The organism is Kiloniella sp. EL199, assembly GCF_900313065.1.
Lineage (GTDB): Bacteria > Pseudomonadota > Alphaproteobacteria > Kiloniellales > Kiloniellaceae > Kiloniella.
Genome location: NZ_OMPU01000004.1, coordinates 293,172 through 307,880, shown reverse-complemented (window position 1 = coordinate 307,880; position 14,709 = coordinate 293,172). Strand labels below are relative to the sequence as shown.

At 43.9% G+C, this 14,709-nt stretch carries 12 protein-coding genes; 3 read left to right on the top strand and 9 right to left on the bottom strand.

What is annotated here, in order from left to right:
• Window positions 1-117: 117 nt before the first annotated feature.
• Together D9A03_RS02040 and D9A03_RS02035 are read right to left on the bottom strand one after the other, a co-directional pair.
• Entirely contained in the window at window positions 118-345 is a 228-nt protein-coding gene (locus D9A03_RS02040; RefSeq protein ID WP_120495569.1) for an amphi-Trp domain-containing protein, read from the bottom strand.
• 283 nt (window positions 346-628) lie between these two features.
• Window positions 629-1,519, bottom strand: coding sequence for a LysR substrate-binding domain-containing protein (locus D9A03_RS02035; protein ID WP_120495568.1), 891 nt, complete (start codon window positions 1,517-1,519; stop codon window positions 629-631).
• A gap of 164 nt (window positions 1,520-1,683) precedes the next feature.
• On the opposite strand from D9A03_RS02035, the gene D9A03_RS02030 reads away from it, so the two are divergent.
• Entirely contained in the window at window positions 1,684-2,364 is a 681-nt protein-coding gene (locus tag D9A03_RS02030) for an aspartyl/asparaginyl beta-hydroxylase domain-containing protein (protein ID WP_216825357.1), read from the top strand.
• 65 nt (window positions 2,365-2,429) lie between these two features.
• Here the strand turns inward: D9A03_RS02030 and D9A03_RS02025 are convergent, their stop codons facing one another.
• On the bottom strand, window positions 2,430-3,986 hold the full coding sequence (locus tag D9A03_RS02025) for a trimethylamine methyltransferase family protein (RefSeq protein WP_162937927.1): 1,557 nt from the start codon (window positions 3,984-3,986) through the stop codon (window positions 2,430-2,432).
• Window positions 3,987-4,120: 134 nt separating this feature from the next.
• Window positions 4,121-5,143: a GlxA family transcriptional regulator gene (locus D9A03_RS02020; RefSeq protein ID WP_120495566.1), complete on the bottom strand. Its 1,023-nt coding sequence runs from the start codon at window positions 5,141-5,143 to the stop codon at window positions 4,121-4,123.
• A gap of 232 nt (window positions 5,144-5,375) precedes the next feature.
• Between D9A03_RS02020 and D9A03_RS02015 the strand changes: the two genes are divergently transcribed.
• Both D9A03_RS02015 and D9A03_RS02010 read left to right on the top strand, forming a co-directional pair.
• Window positions 5,376-6,227 (top strand): nitrilase-related carbon-nitrogen hydrolase, encoded by an 852-nt coding sequence (locus D9A03_RS02015; protein ID WP_120495565.1) that lies wholly within the window; start codon window positions 5,376-5,378, stop codon window positions 6,225-6,227.
• Window positions 6,228-6,246: 19 nt separating this feature from the next.
• Complete coding sequence (locus D9A03_RS02010; protein WP_120495564.1) at window positions 6,247-7,650, top strand: MmgE/PrpD family protein; 1,404 nt, start codon at window positions 6,247-6,249, stop codon at window positions 7,648-7,650.
• Between the two features lie 244 nt (window positions 7,651-7,894).
• Here the strand turns inward: D9A03_RS02010 and D9A03_RS02005 are convergent, their stop codons facing one another.
• From D9A03_RS02005 to D9A03_RS01985, 5 genes are all read right to left on the bottom strand, one after another.
• The gene (locus tag D9A03_RS02005) at window positions 7,895-9,238 is read right to left on the bottom strand and encodes an FAD-binding oxidoreductase (protein ID WP_120495563.1); all 1,344 of its coding nucleotides are present in this window, start codon (window positions 9,236-9,238) and stop codon (window positions 7,895-7,897) included.
• Between the two features lie 126 nt (window positions 9,239-9,364).
• Window positions 9,365-10,282, bottom strand: coding sequence for a GlxA family transcriptional regulator (locus D9A03_RS02000; protein ID WP_162937926.1), 918 nt, complete (start codon window positions 10,280-10,282; stop codon window positions 9,365-9,367).
• Window positions 10,283-10,355: 73 nt separating this feature from the next.
• The gene (locus D9A03_RS01995) at window positions 10,356-12,452 is read right to left on the bottom strand and encodes an ABC transporter ATP-binding protein (protein ID WP_216825356.1); all 2,097 of its coding nucleotides are present in this window, start codon (window positions 12,450-12,452) and stop codon (window positions 10,356-10,358) included.
• 23 nt (window positions 12,453-12,475) lie between these two features.
• Window positions 12,476-13,627, bottom strand: a complete 1,152-nt coding sequence (locus D9A03_RS01990; RefSeq protein WP_120495560.1) for an ABC transporter permease — start codon at window positions 13,625-13,627, stop codon at window positions 12,476-12,478.
• Between the two features lie 10 nt (window positions 13,628-13,637).
• The gene (locus tag D9A03_RS01985) at window positions 13,638-14,675 is read right to left on the bottom strand and encodes an ABC transporter permease (protein ID WP_120495559.1); all 1,038 of its coding nucleotides are present in this window, start codon (window positions 14,673-14,675) and stop codon (window positions 13,638-13,640) included.
• Window positions 14,676-14,709: the final 34 nt, after the last annotated feature.

Genomic DNA, 14,709 nt, shown 5'->3' with positions numbered 1-14,709 from the left:
GTGCTTATTAGTTGTTGTATATATAACATGATACCATTTTGAATAGAAGTGTTTTTTTGTTACATACAATCAAGGAGGGGGGGGTGGAGTATTAGATGTCAGGGGGGTATTAATTTGTTACTTTTCCAGATCCCATTTAATCTGGAATTCAATCTCTTCTTCACTGTCACCCCGTTCATGTTCAATATTATAAGTTGCTCGAACCGGGACGTAGATACGCTCACCTGCAATTTGGATTTCAAAACTCTTCTTTTGTTCCAGTGAATCAGCAAGGCGGCGTAGTTTTGCGATGAAATCCTCTATTGGATAAGTTTTCTCTATATCTCTTTCTGATTTCGTAGTCATGTATAAATCCTTTGTTTTTTTTTAATCGTTCTATAAGACAGATTCATTTAAGCATTGAAAGTGGAGAAAGTGTTTCCTGACAGCATTATAATGGAAAAGCTTTATGTGGCATAAGGATGTTTTATTTAATTTCTCTGGTAACGAACTGTCATTGAATATAAGCACTTAACTTGTTTATTAATTGCAAGATTTATCGTTACTCACTCTTATTTGAAAAAGAACCTTTTTGTGTGTAATAAATGGCAAAGAAAAGCCAAGCCTTCGTAATTTTATGTCTGGAAGATCAATGAGATGGTCGTGACTGATTTAATAACCAATCACGAAGGACTTGCACTTTCTTCGTATTGGCTTTTGTACTTGGTGAAATGAGATAATAGGCGCTTTCAGGTTTTGCGATATGAGGATGAGCAAGAACAAGCCGTTTGTCTTCTAGCTCACGTTCTATGAGGATAGTGGGTAATATTGCGATACCATGGCCTGAGATTGTTGCTTCAATGATCATTTCGAATTGCGAAAAATACAACGAGTTTTGCGGGTTTGGCCTTTTAATATTAGCACTTTGACACCAGATATCCCAACTTTGAGGGCGCGTTGTGTGTTGAAGAAATCGATGAGATAAAAGAGTGTTGTTTGAGGTATCCTGGTAATCTAGCAGTTTTGGGCTGATAACAACTGCGAGTTCTTCAGGCATTAGATAATCGTATCGACATCCGGGCCAGGGAGGATTTCCTTGAACAATACCTATGTCGATCATATTTTGATCGAACTGCTTGTTGTCTAGGTAGGTAATGGTATTTGTATTAATGTCTGAAAATTCAATAGAAAAATTCATTAAATGCTTAAGTAACCATCTCGAACCTAGAGTGGGGTAAGTACCAATATTTATACCTCCCCTCATGGTCTGGAATTCCGGCATTCTTATTGTTGCAATTTCCAGAGTTTCTAAAAGTGGTTGAACTTGTAGTAGATAGTGCTGTCCCGCTGAAGTAAGTCTTACACGTTGTCGAACACGTTCGAATAACCTTTGTTCAAGAAGTTCTTCCAAGAGGTTGATTTGTCGACTTACGGCACTTTGTGTCAAATTGATATCCTGTGCTGCTTGCGTGAAATTTTGGTGTCTGGCCGCTGCTTCAAAACATATAAGTGCCATGGTCGAAGGAATGGTTCGGCGCATTGTTAATGTTGCCCCTAAGCTTGTTGATATTCTTCTTCATAACATCTTCATTAAACATCATATAATGATCAGTTTTTTGCATCAACTAATGAAGAAAAGGCGTTGTACTCGGTTTTGTATATCGTGCGAGGTTATAGGTTAATTTACCCCATGGGATATTGATCATGATTATTGAAACTCTGACCTCACCAAATATACTGGAAAATGACCCAGATGTGATACAAATGAAAGCCTGGATGGCTGAAGATCGGATAACAGATTCTGTTGCACATTTTGTTCCCGGTCATGGTATTGAAAAACTTTCTCTTTGTTTTGATCTTAAAAAATTACGCAAGGCATTGGACGAGGTTTTAAAAGTTACTTCTTTTGAAGGTGACATGCAGGATCAGGGGTTTGCAGCCATTCCTTTGAACCGCCGTCCGGGTGAAGAAGTCGCAACGGCAAATGATTTATCCGGGCGGTATTGGCTTAGGGCAGATGATCGTTATGTTGAAGAGTCCCGGGAAGATCTTGTAGATGAAGGAGCTTTCTCAGAGTTCAATCCTCAGTTCAAGGGTACCTATTTCGAATATGTTCACAAGGAACTGACACGCCGTTTCCCCATAGGGAGAATGCGCATTCTTTCCAAGGGGCTGTATAATTGTAATTCATGGCACCGTGATCCGGAACCAAGATTGCATATTCCCCTGGTTACGAACCCGGGTGCGCTTTTTATTGTTAATCATCATGTTACGCACTTACCCGCTGATGGGTCCGTGTATTTTACTGATACACGTGGGTATCACACAGCATTAAATGGGGGCGAACATCACCGTGTCCATCTCGTGGCAGCATTGGCTTATTAAGGCCAAAATGAAAAGAGCCCGTTTTTGGTTCTTTTTTCGACGTGGTTCTAATAGCCATCCGTAAATTAAGATAGAAAGCGGTTCCAGAAACCATCTGGTCGCATTTCAGATTTGGATAGCAAAATATTGAAATGCTTCCGTAAATCGTTGTCTAACTCATCGGTGAAGATTTTTGGCCAATGATTGCCCAGAAGTTCCTTGGCTTGAACGATCGCTGTCTGCCGTAGGTCAAACTCACCGGATGCTTCCCAATCGTCTCTCGTCGCTCTGTCCATCAATTGCGGGTAAAGATATTCGGTGTTCATAAGATCAAGCGTCTGTTCATGCCCAAGGAAGTGATTGGGGCCTTCTGTACAAACATCATGTATGACATCTACTGAGAGAGTTTGGTCATTTACTTCGATACCACGTACCATACGCATAATGGCGCCGTTAATATCGTTATCTATTACGTATTGTTCATAAGCAACGGTCAAAAGGCTTTCGAGAAAACCGGCAGAATGATGTATATAATTAGAGCCAGCGAGTGCTGCGGCGAGGCCAGTCAAACTTTTTTCAGCGCCAGCCTGTGCATCCGGGATTTTTGAATCAGAGATACCGGATGAATTATAAATAGGAATACGCAGATGCTGCGATATCTGGGCACAGGCGGCATTCAATAGTGAAAACTCTCCTGAGCCACCTGTAAAAGCACCGGTACGTAAATCTGCCTGTGCCGGAACACAGCCCATAATCAAGGGGAAGCCCGGTTTTATCAGGTTGACATAGACAATACCGGAAAGCTGTTCCGCGAGTAATTGAACCAATGTTCCGGCAAGTGCCGCGGGGGATGTTGCTCCAGCCTGAGGGGCCGAGGATATGACAACGGGAATATCATGTTCAATAGCCTGATCAAGAACTTCTACCGTTTCCATTGCATAGCGTAGGGGGCTTACAGTCCAGCAAGCGGTAAACGAAATGATCGGCCGTTTATTGAAAGCTTCGGCGCTACCGGAAATCATGTTGGCCATGGCTCGTAAATCTTTAACCCGTTCGGGAAGGTAGGAATTTGCCATGACATGTTTATTGGTAGCGGCTAGGCAGGCATAAAACTGGTTTACATCAATGTCTTCATTTTCAAGGTCACGGCAGACCACAGGACGCATATAAAAATGGATATTATCAAGTTTATCCACGAGGCGACCAATATGGTAATTATCACTGGTAATAGTTTCCCGGACGTTACCGTTGAGGTCCAACATCTTCACGGCTTGTCCGCCAGTTCCCATGTATACACGAGCACTACCGAGATTTAAGTCATGTTCCGGTGTTCTCCCGGCCAATAAAACTTCGTGCGCCATAGAATTCATGGCTTTCTCAACAAGTTTTGGCGGAATAAATACACGATTGATATTACTATCAATCCGGCAACCTGCTTTTCGGAACGTTTCGCGACAGGGGCTTTCTGTGACCTCAATGCCAGTACGTTCCAGAACGACGAGTGCTGCTTCAAAAATACGATTAACTTCTTGATCAAGGAGAGGCTTATATCGACCTCCCATTGCTCCGGCTGGTGCAACGGATGTTTTATTATCTGACGTTTTTTGATTTTCACGGTTTCGGCGTCCGGGTCTTCTTGCCACCTTGCTCTCCTGCACATCTTTGTTGATCAACGTTAGTGCTGATTTATCTTGAGCCTATGTGAAGTAATGAGAGAAAAAATGCCTGAAGCGACATCTATTTGTCTTATCGCGTCAGGTCTTTGAAGGGTATTTTTCTATAAAGTATCGATTGTTTTTACGTTAGTACGTTCGTGCTCGGGCACTCTTTCTTCGCTTGGCGAACAACCAAATTGTTTTCGATAACTGCGTGAAAAGTGTGAAAAGGAAATAAAACCACAAGCGACTGCAATTTCAGAAACGGGCATTGCCGTCTGCCTAAGAAAATAGCTCGCACGTTCCAATCGGAGTTGAAGGTAAAATAAGGAGGGAGAACTCTGTAAATATTTCCCAAAGAGTCTTTCCAGCTGACGTACAGATACATTGGCTGTATCTGCAAGCTCTTGACGGGACATTGGTTCTTCAAGGTTGTCTTCCATCAAACGAATAACGTCGAGCAGTTTGGGGTTGTGGATGCCATAGCGTTCAACCCAATCGTTTCTTTGTGGTTCTTCTGGGGATCTGCCCGTTCCATGCAGGAATTGATCTGCTACGGCCGTTTTTGCACTGTTGCCAAATTTACTGCAAATCCATGATAGAGCCAGATCAAATGCTGCGGTACCACCAGCACAGCTAAAATGCCTTTCACTGACTTCATAGAGACGATCGGTAACTTCCAGAGTTGGAAAAAGTTCACGAAAACTATCCTGATTTTCCCAATGTAGAGTGCATTTTGTTCCTTCCAACAACCCCGCTTTAGCCAGAAAATAGGTGCCAGTTGATATTGCCCCCATTATCCTGCCTTTACGGGCTTCCTGTCTCAACCAACCGAGGATTGCATCATTGACATGGTGACCGACATCTATCCCGGTGCAGACACAAATAGCGTCACAACTCGTCAGCTGATCCATTGGATAATGAACATTGAGTGACGCACCATTACTGGCAAAAACCGGTGCACCATCCTGTGAAAGAAATACCCATTTGAAATATTCGTGTCCTACCAGTCTGTTCAAGGCGCGTAGGGGTTCTACCAGGCTGGAAAAACACATCATGGAAAAATCAGGAACAAGAAGAAACGCAATTGTCATTTTCTGCTCTTCATCTTCTTCAAAACGAATTTGATTATGATACTCTGTCATTCGTGCCCTATGGAATGAATTCTTTGATCCTGATCGTTTGTATAATTATTCAACAATATCATACTTCAATAATGTAATAGTGACGTAATAAAATGCGACAGCAAAGAAAAACTGACTTTATTCCAGATATATTTTAAGAGGCCGCTTGGGATCATATCTTGGTCGCTTTGAGGCATCAGCACATTATAAGTTCTATAAAATGTACAAGGTTATGATGTAAGAAGGCGGGTAGATGACAAACAAATTAATCCTTGCTGTGGCGCAGTTAACAGCGGGCTCGACTTCGTTTCAGGATGGTCTGTTGCGACATATCAAGTTTATCAATCAAGCAAGAGAACTTGGTACAGATATCCTTGTCTTTCCAGAGCTCTCACTTACAGGGTATTCTTTTAATCAGCCTATTCCGGAAATTGCTCTTCGGATTAATGATGATATTATTTCTCAAATTGCTGATAAGGCCATAGGTATAACAGTCACTTTCGGGTTCGTTGAAGAAGGGGATAGTGCGCTTTTCTATAACTCGGCAATGACGGTTCGGGATGGAAGAATCCTGAATGTGCACAGGAAGATTAATCTAGCAACTTATGGACTATTGGAAGAGGGAAAACATTTTACTGCAGGGGAAGAGGTAAACAGCTTTGTGCCTGTCGATGAAGAAGATCCCTGGTGTGCTGGCGCACTGATTTGCGCAGATCACTGGAATCCATTGCTTCTTAGTCTTTCCGCGCTTCGTGGTTCGAATATTCTTATAGCACCTATTGCCTCGGCTTCAGAGGCGGTAGGCGGAAATTTTTCTAATCCAAAAGGCTGGAAACAAAATATTGGGAATACAACACTTACCTTTGGCAGTTATATCCTGATGAGTAACTGGATCGGGCCCCAGAATGATGTGAGTTTTTGGGGGGGAAGTTCAATTGTCTCTCCCCAAGGTCTTGTTATTTCTCAAGCCGAAGAGGGAGAGTGTTTAATCTCTGCCGAAGCGGATTATGCGCAGGTGAAAAAAGCACGATATCTTTTACCAACATTACGAGATCTGAATCCACATCACTTTGTTCGTGAATTTAATCGCATCCTTAAACAATAAAACAACAGGGTGAAGTTCCATGTCTTCTCAAGGCGCAATCTTATCATTTATCCATGACACAACGTTTGATGATTTATCCTCTGATGTCGTTAAAATGGCTGAACGCTGCTGTCTTGATCTACTGGGTGTTGCTGTGGCTGGCAGGCAAACGGAACTTTCTCAGATCATTACTGAACATGCGGTTTCTCTTTTTGGAGCTGGTCAAGAGATTGCCCCCATTCCTTTTACGGGGCAAATCGCCAGTCCGGCTGGAAGTGCACTTGCCATGGGGATGACTATTGATGCCTTTGATGCGCACGATGGCCATCGTTTAACAAAAGGACATGCTGGAGCAGCCATTTTACCTGCCTTATTGGCTTTTGTTTATAGTCAGTCAGAAGCACAAAGTACGATAAGCGGCAAAGAGTTTATAACGACCTTGGTCATTGGGTATGAAGTCAGTTTGCGTGCTGGTATAGCATTACATTCCACGGCTTGTGATTATCATACATCAGGTGCGTGGAATGCTATTGGAGCAGCCGCTATGGGCGCGCGTCTGCTTAAGCTGAATAAAGAACAAACCCGGCATGCATTGGGAATTGCAGAATACCATGGTCCCAGAAGCCAGATGATGCGTTGTATTGATCATCCGACGATGCTTAAGGATGGTTCTGGATGGGGGGCAATGACAGGGGTAAGTGCAGCATATCTTGCCAGGTCAGGTTTTACCGGTGCTCCGGCCATTACCCTCGAACATGAAGATGTCATCTCTTATTGGGACGATCTTTATGAAAGGTGGGAGTTTTTGGCGCAATATTTCAAACCATATCCTGTTTGTCGATGGGCGCAACCAGCCATACAGGCTGTGTCAGATTTAATGGAACAGCAATTAATAAATCATCATGAAATTCAAGCGATAGAAATTCGAACATTTCATGAAGGTATTTGTCTTGGTGGGTACGCCCCGACAACAACAGAAGAAGCACAATATGCAATTGCATTTCCAGTTGCTGCATTAATTGTCCGTGGCACCTTAGGGGCAAATGAGGTGTCGCCAAACTCTTTGAGAGATCCTTTAATCTTGGCCTTAAGTGAAAAAATCTCTTTGAATGAAGGAGAAAAATATAATGCAAAATTTCCGGGCGAGCGTTGGGCCGATGTTACGATAACACTCAATAATGGTGAGGTTTTGAAGACACCTGCAACTTGCCCGAACGGTGATCCGGAAAATCCGTTAACAGATGATCATATCCTCCGTAAATTTCACAGTCTGTGCGAAGGATCGTTGCATCAAAGTACAATAGAGGGAATTGTAAAATCTGTTGGCGATTTGAAACGAGATGATGCTTCAATAACAGATTTATTGAATTTCTTAAAACATCCAATTTCACAAAATGGATGCCGTTATAAGTTAAAGAGACCTCAGCAAAACGATCCACACTGAGAAAAAACCGAAATAGTATTTGGCACGAATTAATTCACGCAAACATATCAAGATCAAAAAGAGAACAAATGGGAGCCAACGGGCAAAAATTATGCAAATTAACTCATAGTTTTATAATGAACGTAATCGCTATAGAGTTTTGCTGAGGTCTCTTATAAGAAGATTTCAAAAAATAAAGAGAACTCCAGAATGAGTTCTCTTTATTTGTCTATAATCAACTCCAGAGGAATCAACTCCAGAGGAATCAGCTCCAGGGGAAGGGGCTATTACTTACCGGATGCAATTTACCTTCTGCATAACGATTAAAGCGGAAAGGTTCCAAGAGTGCAGATTTCTCGCCCAAGACTTCTTGAGCGATCAGGGCTCCGACGCCGATCATCTTATAACCGTGATTTGAGTCAGCAATAATTGTCACATTCTCTCTGAAATGATCAAAGACGGGGAAGCTGTCCGGTGTAAAGCAACCGAGGCCACCTGAAGGTTCATTTCTATATTTGATGATTTGTCCTTCGAAACGTTTCTGACAAAAGGCGAGGGCAGACGTCCACATATGAGCAAAGTGATCGTTGACAATGAACTCTGGTGATTTTGGCCCATAGGGGTCAATATTCACGTCGTCGGCGGCTTTATCTATCTTGTAGGGCATAGCGCCACCTTGCACGCCGTTGAAATGGAAATCAGGCTTATAGTAAATCCCCCACATTTCATCGGTAATCAGAGAGCCATCGACGTCGGAATAGAGAGGTTCATCCGTATCTACATGAATAACAGGGGGCATATTGCCGTTGTTATCCATTAAGAAACCGGGTTCTACATCAAGAACACCTTCTTCTAATGCCCAGTATCGCCACATGGGAATGTCGGGGTGGATTTGACCGTCTCTACCCTTTATATCGACAGACTTGGGAAGTTCAAGCATGTCCCAGATGGTTTTTACCCAAGGGCCAACACCTACAATGACATGATCACATTCAATGTTACCTTTGTTGGTTTCAACGGCTGTGACAGCGGAAGATCCATTAGCAAAGCTAAAACCTTTGACCTCAACGCCTGATAAAATACGAACGCCGTTATCTTCGGCTTTTTTAGCCAATCCATAGATCGCTTTGGTATTGTTTGCATATCCTCCGCGCTTTTCGTGAAGGATGTTTGTGATGCCTTTTGCCTGCCAATCATTGAAAATATTTTTCATATAAGACATGCACTTATCACTGCCTTCTATGAAATCAGATGAATAACCGATCTCTGTTTGCTGGCGATGAATATTAGCACAATCTTCATGCATTGAATCTGGGCTTATTTGTAAATAGCCGACGGGGTTATAACTGAAAGATTCCTGATCATTTTCCCAAACATCGACAGAATGCGCCATCAATTCGCGCATGGCGGGCTGAAAATAATTATTCCTAACAACGCCACATGCAATACCACTGGCGCCGGATGCAATGCCTTCTTTATCTATAACGAGGATGTCTTTCCCGTTACCTTGCCCTTTTGCTTCCAGCTTTTCGGCCAGATGCCATGCCGTTGACAACCCATGAATGCCAGCTCCGATAATGATGTATTTTGCCTTTGTTGGAAAAGCCATTGATCCCAGACCTTTGTTAGAGAGCGCTTATATAAAATTCTCTCTCAGTTTAGGGAGAATAGGTAATCAGAAAACAACATTTAAGACGTTTATAAGCACAATTTGGTCAATGAAATTCAGAAAAATCTAAAATATTCGATACTCCCGCGGAGACATCCTCCATATTTTCTGGAAATGTTTTGCCAAGTGAGATGATGATGAAAATCCACACGCAACTGCAATTTCACTGATCGAAAGGGTGGTTTGCCGTAAAAGGTAAGCTGCGCGCCTTACTCGAAGGCCTATATAAAATTTGCTGGGGCTTTCTCCCACATATTGCTGGAAAATACGATTCATTTGTCGGGCCGTAATGCCAACAAGTTTAGCAAGCTCTGGTAAGGATAAGGGATCTTCAAGGTTTTGTTCCATATGTTGGATTACACCACTTAGTCGCGGGCTTGAAGCTGCGAATTTGAAGGACGGATTAAGGCGCTGAGGGCTTACCTGTGGCCGGATATCGCTATGAACAAAATTTTCGGCAATTTCCAAACTTAAGTGGCGACCATAGTCCCGTTCAACAAGTTGAAGAAACAAATCAAAAGCTGCATTTCCACCTGCACAGGAAAAACGGTCTCTATCGATCTCATAAATTTGGCGTGTAATATCTAGATCCGGGTTTTGCTCGACATAGCCATCATAACACTGCCAGTGGATTGTTGATTTATATCCGTTAAACAACCCGGCACGAGCTGCGAGATAAGAGCCATCGGATATAGCGCCGGATAACTTTGCGTGCCTTGCGTGCTCTCTAACAAAAGAAAGTGTTTTGTTATCCCTAAGGCTGTCTGAGCCATCCCCACCGCAAATCACGAGATGTGTTACATCAGTTATTGGCCTATCAAGTGTTTTTGTTGGTAGGGCCAGCCCCCCTGATGACGGATATAACCCGCCATCAGCAGAGACGAGTTGCCATGAATATATTTCTGATCTGGATAGTCTGTTGGCTGCGCGCAGAACCTCTACGGCTGAACTGAGGGCAAGCAAGGAATAATTTGGAAGCAACAAGAATACAAATGAACCTTTGTCAGGTAATAATCCTCTATCGCCCTCAGTACGGCTCTCACTTTTCTGAAACGCGTTAGGCTGCCGTATGGTCTTTTTCCCTTTTGTCAAAACTGATGACTGGTTCCATGCGTTCGAGAATATCATTAGCGAGATGACATTTTATTTGATGTCCGTCGCTCAGATTTTTGATTTCGGGCACTTCTTTGGCGCAGAGATCGCCCGGAACTTCGGAAACATGTGGGCACCGGGTATGGAATGGGCAGCCAGAAGGCGGCCTCATCGCCGAAGGAATGTCTCCATCAAGTACGATGTGTTTTTTCTCAACTGATGTATCCGCAATCGGAATAGCCGAGAGAAGGGCTTCGGTATAGGGATGATAAGGCGGCGCAAAGATTTGATCTGTCGTTCCTTGTTCGACGATATGACCCAGATACATAACGATCACACGGTCTGCTATGTATCGCACAACAGAGAGATCATGCGAAATAAATAACATCGTTGTTTTTGCTTCTCGTTGGATATCCATAAGAAGTTCTGTAACAGCAGCTTGAACAGAAACATCCAGTGCAGAGACAGGCTCATCTGCAACAACTATTTTGGGATGCCCGGCAAAACAGCGTGCAACGCCGATACGCTGTTTTTGCCCGCCGGAAAGTTGTCGCGGCATACGCGACGCAAATGCTCTGGGTAGCTTGACCAGATCAAGTAGCTCGAGCATACGGCTTTCGCGTTCTTTCTGATTGGCGCCGATGTTAAATTTTTCAAGGGTCCGGATAATTTGTGATCCGATTGAATGGCTTGGGTTCAGGGTATCGAACGGGTTTTGGAAAACCATTTGAAGGGAAGCAATGGTTTCTGGCGTACGATTATCAACTTCAACTGCTTCTATATTCAGGCCATCAATCGTGACGGTTCCGTCTGTCGCTGTTTCCAGCCCTAATAGAACTTTCGCAAGAGTTGATTTACCACAACCTGATTCTCCAACGATGGCTGTTGTTTCGGACTCTCTAGCTGTAAAAGACAAGGTTTCGTTGGCTTTGACTGTACGTGTATCAGATCCACCGAATATAGCATTTGCGGCTACATGGTAGTATTTTTTCAGGTTCTCAACTTTAAGGACTTCACGGCCGGGTTGAATCGCTTCATGTTGTTGTGAGTTTTCCGGTAATGCTTTCCAGTCGATTTCCTCAAACCGTAAACAGCGGCTTGTATGCCCTTCTTCATTGGCCACGGGCATCATATTTATGTGGCCCGCATTACATACCTCTTCGACATAGTGATGGCAGCGAGGCCCGAAATTACAGCCGTGCGGACGTTGATTCGGTAGTGGTAATTGCCCGGGAATAGCCACAAGAGGGTGGGTGTTTTTATCTGCACCAGGCAGAGGAATTGATCGGAAAAGTCCTTGGGTATAGGGGTGCTGCATACGATCAAAGACATCGTTTACGGTGCCGCTTTCGACGGCCTCACCTGAATACATAATTGTGATGCGGTCACAAGTCTCCAAAATCAGTCCCAGATTATGAGATATAAAGAGAATGGAGGTTCCAAACCGTTTTCCCAGATCTTTAACCAAATCAATGATACCTGCTTCTACGGTGACATCCAAAGCTGTTGTTGGTTCATCAAGAAGAAGTAACTTTGGTTTTGAAAGCAAGGCCATTGCAATGACAATACGTTGTTGTTGCCCACCAGATAACTGATGCGGGTAAGAGCGCATCATGCGTTCCGGATCAGGTAGTTTGACAGCTTCCAGCATTTCCAATGATCGTGCGTAGGCAGCATCCTTTGAAACCTTTTCATGAATAATCGGAACTTCCATAAGCTGTTTTCCGATTTTCATGGCGGGGTTAAGGCTGGCCATTGGCTCTTGATAAACCATCGAGATCTTTGATCCACGAATGTCTTGCAATTCAGCCTCGGACATTTCACCCATGTCCTTGCCCATGAATTTAATCGTACCTTCAGTAATCTTACCGATATTGGAAAGATCCCGCATGATCCCCAAGGCGACAGTAGATTTTCCACAGCCTGATTCACCCACCAGTCCCATGGCTTCGCCGGGCATTACCTTGCAAGAGAAATCCATAACCGCTGGAATTTCACCCGTACGGACAAAGAAGGATATAGAAAGGTTCTTAATTTCAAGAATTGGTGTGTCTTCAGTCATTGTCATCTCCCTTAATCCTTCCTTTAGTCTTTCAGGGACTCTTCACGGAGTGAATCAGCCAATAGGTTCAAGCCAAGAACAAACGACATCAGAGCCGCAGCAGGAAAGAGTGCAGGGTGTACATAAAGGCGAAGCAGGCGCGAGCCTTCTTTAATCGCTGTGCCCCAATCGGGACTCTCAGGCGCCATACCCAATCCGAAATAGCCTAGGGTGCCGAGGAGAATGGTCGTGTAACCAATACGTAAACAGGCATCAACAATCAAAGGCCCTCTGGCATTGGGGAGGATTTCCCAAAGCATTATATACCATGGTGTTTCACCCCTTGTTTGTGCCGCTGCGATATAGTCTCGGGTTTTGATATCCATGACCAAACCACGAACTATTCGGAATACAGCCGGACTGGTTGCGAAGACCACAGCGACAAAAATATTAAGCTCGTTCGGATCAATGGAAATGATGCCAAGTGGATCAGCATTAAAAACAAGTCCGGCATAGATCCAGCCACCGAGGATCAGGGTGATCGCCAACTGTATCCATAAAACTTCGGTTCTTTTTTTGTACCGTGAATAGAACAGGGCCACAAAAAAGACGATGGGAAAAAGAAAGAACAACCCTGCCATAGCGTAAGGAATTGGTGTCTCTGTAATTCCCGGTGTAACCAAAAGATAGAAGAGCAATATAACAGGGAAAGCCAGAACCAGATTTGCAAGAAATGACAGAACCGTATCTGTCTTTCCGCCGTAATATCCCGCAGGTAGTCCGAGGGAAATGCCAACCATCAAAGCAAAAATTGTTGCGGCAGGGGCGATAATTAAAACAATCTGGCTGCCATAAACAACACGACTGAATACATCTCGTGCAAGCTTGTCTCCGCCAAACAGAAAGGCTTCCCCACTTCCCGGTTCTATCGCACCGGGGAGTTTGTTTTTCATGACCACAATTTGTTCAAGCGGATCAAAGGGGGCAATGATATTCGCAAAGATCGCCGTGAAAATCCAAAACGCGACGATGAGAACGCCGACGATACCAACCCCACTGTCAAATAACCTGCCGTATAGACCGAGTTGATTTTGAAAGGCAAAACTTGCAGCGACCAATATGATAAGCGCAAGCCATGTTGGCCATAACTGGATGAGTGTTGTCGTAATAATGTCGAATGTTGATAAGAATTCCATGTCAGCCCCCTTATTTCACACGAATTCGAGGGTTGAGATAGGCGTAGCCTACATCTGATATGAGCTGGGTAACCAGCACGACAACCACAGAAACAAGTGAACAGGCCAACAAGAGATCGATATCGTTATTACCGGCCGCTTGAACGAGAGTAAAACCAAAACCCTGATACCTGAACATGATCTCAACAATCACAACACCAGTCAGCAGCCATGGAAATTGAAGCATGATAACGGTAAAGGGTGCGATAAGTGCATTGCGCAGGGCGTGTTTGATGATGACGGCGTAAAAGCCCATACCTTTGAGGCGAGCAGTCCGGATATACTGTGCCGTCATAACCTCTACCATAGAGGCACGTGTCATGCGGGCGATATAACCCATGCCGTAAATGGCCATCGTCATTACGGGAAGGGCAAAGTTGTAAAAAGTAATGCCTTTGGAAGTTGCTGTTGCGGCGGAGCCGTTTAACCACCCAAGCCAGGAAGCAAAAATTACAGTGAAAAATATGCCTGACACGTATTCAGGTGTTGCCGTGGATGTAATGGACACAATGGACAAGCTACGGTCCGTGCGCGAACCTTCGCGCATACCGGCAAGAATACCTATCAGCAAAGCAGAAGGGATCATGACAGCCATGACCCAAAACATTAACCAACCTGTTGATTGCAGGGCAGGGACCAGTTTATCTGCGACTTTTTTCTTAAATTTGGTTGAGCACCCAAAATCGCCTTGGAAAACTCCGGAAAAGGTAGGAACTGTCGGGTCGTCACAATACTTAAAACGTGAGACGGCTTCGCCTGTTTTTTGATCAATATTAGGTTGTCTGGGCCAGAGCCCTAGCCAAGATCCATAACGTTCAAGAAAGGGATCTCTGTAACCGTTATTAACCAGCCAGGATTCAATCTCAACATCTGTTGCTCTCATATTTGTTTGCGAAATAGAAAGCTTTCGAAGGTTTGGATCCAGATTGACCAGTGAAAAAACAACAATCGTCAAGCATAACATGGTCAAAGCCATGACGCCCAAGCGTTTTAAGAAAAATGTGAACATATTGGCCCCGTTGGTCTGACGCTAAATCCCAGTG

Bases quoted from the DNA above. Each gene is read 5' to 3' on its own strand.
- D9A03_RS02040 (WP_120495569.1), bottom strand. From the start codon at position 345: ATGACTACGAAATCAGAAAGAGATATAGAGAAAACTTATCCAATAGAG.
- D9A03_RS02035 (WP_120495568.1), bottom strand. From the start codon at position 1,519: ATGCGCCGAACCATTCCTTCGACCATGGCACTTATATGTTTTGAAGCA.
- D9A03_RS02030 (WP_216825357.1), top strand. From the start codon at position 1,684: ATGATTATTGAAACTCTGACCTCACCAAATATACTGGAAAATGACCCA.
- D9A03_RS02020 (WP_120495566.1), bottom strand. From the start codon at position 5,143: ATGACAGAGTATCATAATCAAATTCGTTTTGAAGAAGATGAAGAGCAG.
- D9A03_RS02015 (WP_120495565.1), top strand. From the start codon at position 5,376: ATGACAAACAAATTAATCCTTGCTGTGGCGCAGTTAACAGCGGGCTCG.
- D9A03_RS02010 (WP_120495564.1), top strand. From the start codon at position 6,247: ATGTCTTCTCAAGGCGCAATCTTATCATTTATCCATGACACAACGTTT.
- D9A03_RS02005 (WP_120495563.1), bottom strand. From the start codon at position 9,238: ATGGCTTTTCCAACAAAGGCAAAATACATCATTATCGGAGCTGGCATT.
- D9A03_RS01995 (WP_216825356.1), bottom strand. From the start codon at position 12,452: ATGACTGAAGACACACCAATTCTTGAAATTAAGAACCTTTCTATATCC.
- D9A03_RS01990 (WP_120495560.1), bottom strand. From the start codon at position 13,627: ATGGAATTCTTATCAACATTCGACATTATTACGACAACACTCATCCAG.
- D9A03_RS01985 (WP_120495559.1), bottom strand. From the start codon at position 14,675: ATGTTCACATTTTTCTTAAAACGCTTGGGCGTCATGGCTTTGACCATG.